This window comes from Candidatus Neomarinimicrobiota bacterium (assembly GCA_022560655.1).
In the GTDB taxonomy this organism is placed as follows: domain Bacteria; phylum Fidelibacterota; class Marinisomatia; order SCGC-AAA003-L08; family TS1B11; genus JADFSS01.
Genome location: JADFSS010000107.1, coordinates 1 through 5,476 on the forward strand (window position 1 = coordinate 1; position 5,476 = coordinate 5,476).

Genomic DNA, 5,476 nt, shown 5'->3' on the forward strand with positions numbered 1-5,476 from the left:
CCCAGTTCTAGCAGGGTATGTGTCAAGACAACAATACACTTAGCCATCAATTCGCCAAAAGTCAAGCACAATATGCTAGCGCCGGAGATCGTTCGACGATGAGGGCCGCCGCCTGAGCTTGGCTCCCCGGCGGCCCGCGGTGGGTTAAGAACTTGTAACCGGACCAATCCGGTCGTAATTTATAACCGACGAAATTGGTCGTATTTAATTACGGTATGTTAAAGTTAACCAGAAAGACGGAATATGCGCTGATGGCGTTGAGCCATCTGGTGAATGCCGGCGGCTCCGGCGTGACCAAGGTGCGGAAGATTTCCCAGGACTACCAGATCCCCTTTCCCGTGCTGGCCAAGGTGATGCAGCAGTTGGCCCGTGAGGGCTATGTGACCCCGGTCCAGGGAGCGCAAGGGGGTTACCGGCTGAACATGGACCCTGGAACTGTCAATTTGTGGCAGTTCCTGGAGATGATGGAGGGTCCCCTGGGCCTGGTGGACTGTATCGTCGATGACCAGTGTACCCAGTTGGACGTTTGCAATATCCGCACCCCCATGCAGGCCATCGATCACACCATCAAGTCGGTGTTTCACAGCTTGTCCCTGGAGCAGATCCTGAGGCCGGCCGGGCTAGTGCACGGCTCGGCCTGACCTCACCTAGCGCATAGGATAACGACGTCAGTACCCCCAGTCCTAACTCTGCGGCGGAATCACGCCGCAGTGGGCATCACTATCTGCGAGAGAATTAATGAGCACAGAACTTCGATCCATTGAAAAAATCACCAGCCAGGACTACAAGTACGGCTTTGTCACCGACATCGAGCAGGAGACCATCCCGCCGGGCCTTAGCGAGGATGTGGTACGGCTGATATCGGCCAAGAAGAACGAGCCGGAATTCATGCTGAACTGGCGGCTGAAGGCCTACCGCCACTGGTCGAAGCTGCTTGCGCAGGAGGCCCAGCCCAAGTGGGCCAACATCACCCACGATCCCATCGACTATCAGGCCATCATCTTCTACGCGGCGCCTAAGCAGGCGAAACAGGCGGCCAGCCTGGACGAAGTGGACCCCAAACTGCTGGAGACCTACGCCAAACTGGGCATCCCACTAGAGGAGCAGAAACGCCTGTCCGGGGTGGCGGTGGATGCGGTCTTCGACAGTGTCTCGGTGGCCACCACCTTCAAGGAGGCGCTGGCCGAGGCGGGGGTGATCTTTTGTCCCTTCTCCGAGGCGGTGCGGGAACATCCGCAGCTGGTGAAGCAGTATCTGGGCTCGGTGGTGCCATACAGCGACAATTTCTATGCCACCCTCAACTCGGCGGTGTTCAGCGACGGCTCGTTCGTCTATATCCCCAAGGGGGTGCGTTGCCCCATGGAGCTGTCCACCTACTTCCGCATCAATGCGGCTAATACGGGGCAGTTTGAACGTACGCTGATTATTGCCGATGAGGGCAGCTATGTGAGCTATCTGGAAGGGTGCACCGCGCCCATGCGGGACGAGCACCAGCTGCATGCTGCTGTGGTGGAGCTGATAGCCCTGGATGATGCGGAAATCAGGTACGCCACGGTGCAGAACTGGTACCCGGGCGATGAGAACGGCAAGGGGGGGATCTACAACTTCGTCACCAAGCGGGGCGCCGCCCGAGGGACCAACTCCAAGATTTCCTGGACCCAGGTGGAAACCGGCTCGGCCATTACCTGGAAATACCCCAGCTGCATCCTTCAGGGGGACAACTCGGTGGGGGAGTTCTACTCGGTGGCGCTCACCAACAACTATCAGCAGGCCGATACCGGGACCAAGATGATCCACCTGGGGAAGAACACCCGCAGCACCATCATTTCGAAGGGCATATCCGCCGGCCACGGCCAGAATACTTATCGTGGGCTCGTGCAGGTGATGCCCCAGGCGAGCGGCGCGCGCAACTATTCACAGTGTGATTCGCTGCTCATCGGCGATCAGTGCGGTGCCCATACTTTCCCCTATCTCGACGCCCGCAATGCCACCGCGCAGCTGGAGCACGAGGCCTCTACCTCGAAGATCGGTGAGGACCAGCTCTTCTATGCCCGGCAGCGGGGGTTGTCCACCGAGGACGCTGTGGCGATGATCGTCAACGGCTTCTGCCAGGAGGTGTTTCGCAAGCTGCCCATGGAGTTCGCCGTGGAGGCGCGAGCGCTGCTGAATTTGAGCCTGGAAGGGAGCGTAGGGTGACGGCAGCGGGTTGTGCCTGCGGAGAGTTGATTGAAGTGGGCCAGGAGGCGGCAACGGGTGTCGGTGCGGTCGATTGCGCCGGGAAGGACCTCTGAGCGCGATGCTTGAGATCAAGAATTTGCATGTGGGTGTCCCCGGGACCAGCATCCTGAAGGGGATCAACCTGGAGCTACAGGCGGGCGAACTGCACGTCATCATGGGGCCCAACGGATCGGGGAAGAGCACCCTGGCCCAGGTTCTGGCGGGGCGGGACACCTACCACGTGAGCGCAGGTGAGGTACGCTACAAGGGCCAGGACCTGTTGTCTATGAGTCCGGAGTTGCGCGCCCGGGAAGGCGTGTTCCTATCGTTCCAGTACCCGGTGGTGATCCCGGGCGTGAACAACACCTTTTTCCTGCAGGCGGCGCTCAATGCCAAGCGCAAACACCAGGGCGGCGAGGAGCTGGACGCGGTGGATTTTCTGGCCCTGGTGAAGAAGCGCATGCGGCAGGTTGAGCTGGACGAAAAATTCCTGAGCCGGCCAGTAAATGAGGGCTTTTCGGGGGGTGAGAAAAAGCGCAACGAAATTTTGCAGATGCTCACCCTGGAGCCCGATCTGGCAATCCTGGACGAGACCGATTCGGGGCTGGATATCGACGCGCTGAAGATCGTGGCTGCAGGGATTAACCGGTTCCGAAGCCCGGAGCGTGCCATCCTGCTCATCACCCACTACCAACGCATTCTCAACTACCTGGAGCCTGACCGGGTGCATGTGCTCATGGATGGCCGGTTTGTCATGTCGGGCGGCATGGAGCTGGCCCGCGAGCTGGAAGAGAAGGGCTACGGCTGGCTGCAGGCACCCACCAGCAACGGCGCGCCGGCACCGGCGGCCTAGCTACCGTTTGCAGATGACCACCACCTCCGCAGCTGTCCACAGCTACCGCGCCGAATTTGAGCGGCTGGATGAGGCACTTTTTCGACACCAGCCAGAGGAAATTCGCAGCCTGCGCCTGAAGGCGATGGAAAGCTTTCAGGCCCTGGGGTGGCCGCACAAGCGCATGGAGGACTGGCGGCACACCAGCCTCACCGCCCTGGCTGCTACAGAGTTTAGCGCACCCCCGGCATCCGGGACTGTCGATCAGGACTTGTTGGCGTGGACATCGCCCGCGGATCAACCCCGGGCCGTGATAGCTGCCGGCCGTTACGCAGCCGAGTGGTCGTCATTGGGTCACCTGCCGGAGGGGGTGGAGGTCCATAGTCTGGCGGCAGCCCTGGCCGATTTTCCCCACCAGGTACTGCCCTATCTGGGACAGCAGGCGCGCTTTGACGCGCAGGCACTGGTGGCGCTGAATACCGCCTTGTTCCGGGACGGAATTCTGATTCGGGTGGCTCCCGGAGTTGTGGCCCGGCAGACCATTCATCTGCTTTACGTGACGCCGCCCGAAGCCGCCCAGGCTGCGACCTATCCCCGCACGCTCGTTCTGGCAGGAGAGAGCAGCGAGGTGACCATCGTCGAGCACTACGTCGGTACGGCCGCCGGGCCAACCTTCACTAACGCGGTCACCGAAATTGTGGCTGATGCCGGCGCCCTGGTGGACCACCTGCGCCTGGTACGGGAACCCAGCGACACTTATCATCTTTCAACTGTGCAAACGGTTCAGGCAGCCGACAGTCGGTTGGGGCTGCACGCCTTTATCTTTGGGGGTGGCTTGGTTCGCAACGAGGTCAACGCTACGCTTAACGGCGCCGGCGCAGAGGTGGTCATGAACGGACTCTACCTGGCGAAGGGCAGGCAGCATGTGGACAACCATACCCGGATCGACCATGTGGCGCCCAACTGCTCCAGCATGGAAAATTACAAGGGCATCCTCGATGGACGGGCTCACGGTGTATTCAACGGCCGCATTGTGGTGCACAGCGGCGCGCAGAAAACTTCGGCTGCACAGGTGAACAAGAATCTCATGCTGTCAGACCGAGCCCTGATCAATACCAATCCGCAGCTGGAAATCTATGCCGACGACGTGAAGTGTACCCACGGCTCTACCGTGGGGCAGGTGGACGAGGATGCCATGTTCTACTTTCTCAGTCGGGGCATCGACCGGAAGTTGGCGCGGATGCTGCTCATTCAGGGCTTTGCCGATGAAATCATCGCCGGCGTGAAAGACAAGGACAAGGACAAGGGGCAGCGTGTGCTCTTGTTCGCCTTTGGTCACGACTATGACTATACCGAGGATCAACTCCGTCGCTTCGGCGAATGGATTCTACGGTCGCAGTTGTCCGCATTGCGGGATAAATACCAGAAGGAAATACAGAAAGAGCGATTGTTTGGCGCGATAAGTGACGAAGACCGCCGTTCCGGCAAGGGCATCGCACGTGGAATCCTTCGACGGACGCAAGCGCCGAATCTAAGCGGAGACGAAGATTCTCAGCTTCAAGAACTGTTGCGGTGGGAGCAAAAGGTCGAGACGCTGAGCATCTTCTCTCGCAGGGGCTACTGGGGCGGCGCCGCCCGAAGGGAAGAGGACGAGCCGGTCTCGATTCAGTCGATCTTGCGCCAGGTCGATTTCAACAAGGCCTTTGGCGAAGTCCGCGAAAAGTATAACACCCCGTGGAAAATCCTCGGCGCGGTCGGCGCCTTTTATAAAGGCATGTTCGAGGGCTTCATCAGCGGAATCAGCGATTACCTCAAGTGGGCGTTGGCCGGCGTAAAGTACGTCGCGGAAAGCTACGCCAAGATGTCCGGGCTGGAACTTGGAATGGTCGAGCCGCGGCTGCAGGATGATCAGCTGGCGGCGCTGATCGCGGTTGACCTCGCCGCCTTGCATCAGCTTGGTCCAGGACAGGTAGTGATGCCGGCCGGCGAGCTGCGCCTCGACGGTCTCGGCGATGGCGTCGAACACCAGGTTCACGTCCTTCACCTCGGTGGTGCCGTCGGCCACCCCTTCGAGGACGTCGACCAGCACCGACGCCAGGCCGCGTAGGCTCCTGTCCAGCGCCAGGGTGGCCAACAGCGGCTGTGCCGAGGCCAGCTCGTCGGCCAGGTCGACCAGATCGTCGACGTCGAGGAACAGCAGGCCGTTCTCCTGGAAGAACCGGTCGCCGCCCAGGTGGTATACGGTCTTGTAAAGGTCCGGCCGGGCCTCCAGGCGGGCCGCGATCGCCGCGGCGGCGTCCTGGTTCAGGTCGGGATTGTCGCCGTCGATCACCACCAGTAGGATATTGCTGAGTTGCGGGAAGGCCGCGCGCAGCTCGTCCTGGGCCTGGCGGAACGGGAGGTCCCGTGACAACATGGCGTCGGTCT

Annotated in this window: 4 protein-coding genes; all 4 read left to right on the top strand. The window is 60.6% G+C overall.

Translation table 11 applies throughout. The features are described from left to right. Nucleotides 1-215 precede the first annotated feature (215 nt). The 4 genes from IH971_10735 (at nt 216) to sufD (ending at nt 5,156) form a co-directional block, all read left to right on the top strand. On the top strand, nt 216-641 hold the full coding sequence (locus tag IH971_10735; protein MCH7498311.1) for an Rrf2 family transcriptional regulator: 426 nt from the start codon (nt 216-218) through the stop codon (nt 639-641). Nucleotides 642-738: 97 nt separating this feature from the next. Beyond that, the gene (gene sufB, locus IH971_10740; GenBank protein ID MCH7498312.1) at nt 739-2,196 is read left to right on the top strand and encodes a Fe-S cluster assembly protein SufB; all 1,458 of its coding nucleotides are present in this window, start codon (nt 739-741) and stop codon (nt 2,194-2,196) included. A gap of 100 nt (nt 2,197-2,296) precedes the next feature. Next, entirely contained in the window at nt 2,297-3,070 is a 774-nt protein-coding gene (gene sufC / locus IH971_10745) for a Fe-S cluster assembly ATPase SufC (protein MCH7498313.1), read from the top strand. Nucleotides 3,071-3,083: 13 nt separating this feature from the next. Continuing rightward, nucleotides 3,084-5,156, top strand: coding sequence for a Fe-S cluster assembly protein SufD (gene sufD, locus IH971_10750; GenBank protein ID MCH7498314.1), 2,073 nt, complete (start codon nt 3,084-3,086; stop codon nt 5,154-5,156). Nucleotides 5,157-5,476: the final 320 nt, after the last annotated feature.

Bases quoted from the DNA above. Each gene is read 5' to 3' on its own strand.
- IH971_10735 (MCH7498311.1), top strand. From the start codon at position 216: ATGTTAAAGTTAACCAGAAAGACGGAATATGCGCTGATGGCGTTGAGC.
- sufB (MCH7498312.1), top strand. From the start codon at position 739: ATGAGCACAGAACTTCGATCCATTGAAAAAATCACCAGCCAGGACTAC.
- sufC (MCH7498313.1), top strand. From the start codon at position 2,297: ATGCTTGAGATCAAGAATTTGCATGTGGGTGTCCCCGGGACCAGCATC.
- sufD (MCH7498314.1), top strand. From the start codon at position 3,084: ATGACCACCACCTCCGCAGCTGTCCACAGCTACCGCGCCGAATTTGAG.